Source organism: Roseovarius halophilus (ex Wu et al. 2025) (assembly GCF_047086965.1).
On the sequence record NZ_JBKOTX010000378.1, the window covers coordinates 1 to 2,937 of the forward strand.

General features: G+C 65.7%; 2 protein-coding genes and 1 pseudogene. 2 read left to right on the forward strand and 1 reads right to left on the reverse strand.

Annotation, left to right across the window (positions count from 1 at the left end):
• Nucleotides 1-372 precede the first annotated feature (372 nt).
• Nucleotides 373-771, reverse strand: coding sequence for a hypothetical protein (locus tag ACH107_RS31715; RefSeq protein ID WP_412509621.1), 399 nt, complete (start codon nt 769-771; stop codon nt 373-375).
• Between the two features lie 218 nt (nt 772-989).
• Between ACH107_RS31715 and ACH107_RS31720 the strand changes: the two genes are divergently transcribed.
• Both ACH107_RS31720 and ACH107_RS31725 read left to right on the forward strand, forming a co-directional pair.
• On the forward strand, nt 990-2,675 hold the full coding sequence (locus ACH107_RS31720) for an NAD(P)H-dependent oxidoreductase subunit E (protein ID WP_412509622.1): 1,686 nt from the start codon (nt 990-992) through the stop codon (nt 2,673-2,675).
• 81 nt (nt 2,676-2,756) lie between these two features.
• A pseudogene (locus ACH107_RS31725) lies at nt 2,757-2,937 on the forward strand (signal recognition particle-docking protein FtsY); the annotation flags it as partial.

Consider the following 2,937-nt stretch of genomic DNA (forward strand, 5'->3'; position numbering starts at 1 on the left):
GTTGCCAAGCGCGCGGTAGAGTTCGCAAAAGGCCGCGTATCGGTCCTCCATCCGGGCTGCCTCTGTGGGGTCCGGGTCAAAGGACCGATCCAGCGAGACAGCCGGGCAGGCCGCCGCGCTGGAAATCGAGTTCAGCGACGGCAAGCTCGCCGTGGCAAGGGGTGGCAAGGCGCCGGCGTCATCCGGCCGCAAGGCCGGCGACAGCTCGGACCAGGGTAGCCTGTTCTGAAAACCCGCGCGGTCGTTTCCAGCAAACCGTCGCGGCAGCCACCTGCGTCTCGGGCGGGGATGCCTTGCGGCGCATCTGGGCATTTGGAAACGTCCCGGGCAAATCGGGTGGAAAACCCGTCACGATGGTTGACTAATGACAGGCTATACGCCCACGTCCGGGCCAGGGCAGACCAGCGGTTCGTCTGACTTGAACACTTCGTAAAGCTCCGTCTGGTTGGGGACGTTCTCGAACCGGGCGACAAGGCCGCCATCGGTGCGGGTAAAGCTCCAGCATTGCGGCTCGGACCGGTTTTCGTAGACAAAGCAGATCAGCCCGTCTTCCTCGTACCAGCGGCCTTCCTCGCAGTCCCCGTCGAGGAATGACCAGCGTACCCGTCGGTTGTCGAGATACTCCTCGGCGCCGTAGGGGCTGCCGGTACTGCCGTAGTAGAAGGTCTGACCACGCGTGTAAGCGTCGAACGCATCGGCCGTCATTGTCGTCTGCGCGGTTGCGGCGCTTGTGGTCAGCATCGCGGCGAGAAGGCAGGCCCGTGTCATCATGACTGAAGTCTGGCAGAAGCGCGGCCCCGACGCTACCCGCTTTTGCTCTTGCGCGGCGTGCTGCGGGCGATGACGCCTCGTTAGCTGGTCTGGCCCGCGGATTCCGGGAATTTCCGGTCGCGATCAACGCTTCCGGCAATGCTTGTGTCGCTTTTGGTCGTCCGCGCGATGTGTGTGGTACGGTACACCGACGGGCAGGAGACAACGGGGAAATTGTCATGGCACTGGATGATCAGGACGGCGTCTGGAAATCGGGCAAGGGCAAGGGGCGGCGCACGCCCAAGGGCCGTCAGCTCGAGGATCAGGCGTGGGAAGAGGTATGCACGTTGCTGGGTGGCGCGCCGCGTCGCCGCGACCTGCTGATCGAGTACCTGCACCTGATCCAGGACAGGTTCGGCCACCTGTCGGCGGCGCATCTGCGCGCGCTGGCCGAGGAAATGCGCATCAGCCAGGCCGAGGTCTACGAGGTTGCCACCTTCTATGCCCATTTCGACGTGGTCAAGGAAGGCGAGACGCCGCCCCCCGCCCTGACGATCCGGGTGTGCGATTCGCTGTCGTGCGAGCTTGCCGGCGCGCAGGAACTGAAAGCCGCGCTCGAGGCCGGGCACGACCCGTCACGGGTGCGCGTGCTGCGGGCGCCCTGCATGGGTCGGTGCGACACGGCGCCCGTGCTGGAGCTGGGGCACAACCACATCGACCACGCCACGCCCGAGAAGGTCGAGGCGGCGATCGCCGCCGACGATACGCATCCCCATGTACCGGAATACCAGACGTTCGACGCCTATCAGGCAGAGGGCGGCTACACGAAGCTCGCAGAGCTGCGCGCGGACGGCGATTTCGAAACTGTTCAGCAGACATTGCTTGACGCAGGGGTGCGCGGGCTTGGTGGCGCGGGTTTCCCGTCGGGCCGGAAATGGGGCTTCGTGCGGGCGGAGCCGGGGCCGCGCTATGTTGCCGTCAACGGCGACGAAGGAGAGCCGGGCACCTTCAAAGATCGCTTTTACCTTGAGCGGGAACCTCATGTTTTCCTTGAGGGAATGCTGATCGCGGCATGGGCCGTGGAGGCTGACCGCTGCTTCATCTACATGCGCGACGAATACCCGGTGGTGCTGGAAATCCTGCGCCGCGAGATTGCCGCGCTCGAACAGGCCGGCCTGGTCGGCCCCGGATATATCGAGCTGCGCCGCGGTGCGGGCGCCTATATCTGCGGCGAGGAATCGGCGATGATCGAATCGATCGAGGGCAAGCGCGGCCTGCCGCGTCATCGCCCGCCCTTTGTCGCCAATGTCGGTATCTTCGGGCGCCCGACGCTGGTCAACAACGTCGAGACGCTGCACTGGGTCACGCGCGTCCTGCGCGAGGGGGGCGAGATCCTCAGCGGTGTCGAGAGGAACGGCCGCAAGGGACTGCGCTCTTACTCGGTGTCGGGCCGCGTGAAGACCCCGGGCGTGCACCTTCTGCCGGCGGGGTCCAGCATCCGCGATATCATCGAGGCTGCCGGCGGCATGCTGGACGGGCACCAGTTCAAGGCGTACCAGCCGGGGGGGCCGTCCTCGGGGCTGTTGCCCGCCTCGATGGACGACGTGCCGCTGGATTTCGACACGTTGCAGCCGCATGGCAGTTTCATCGGGTCGGCTGCCGTCGTCGTGCTGTCGGACAAGGACAGCGCGAAGCAGGCCGCGCTCAACATGCTGCGGTTTTTCGAGGATGAAAGCTGCGGTCAGTGCACGCCGTGCCGCGTGGGTTGCGAGAAGGCGGTCAAGCTGATGCAGGCCGACCGGTGGGATCAGCCATTGCTGGAGGAGCTGTGCCAGGCGATGGGGGATGCCAGCATCTGCGGACTGGGGCAGGCGGCGCCGAACCCGATACGGCTCACGATGAAGCATTTCCCGGACGAAGTGTAAGTTTCCGCGCCCGGGCTGCGCAGGCTTCCATCCATCCGCCATCGGCATTAAATGGGGGAAGCAATCGGCATCGGAGGGCGCATGGCGTTTTTCAGGAAACTCAAGGACAGGCTTTTCAAATCCTCCTCGAAAATCGAGGACGGCCTGGATGCGATCGTCGAGGAGGGCGCGGCGGCCGATCCCGACCCGCGGCCCGAACCGGAACCGGAGCAGGTCCCCCAGCCGGAGCCCGAGCCGGCCCCGGCCCCGGAGCGCCAGCCCG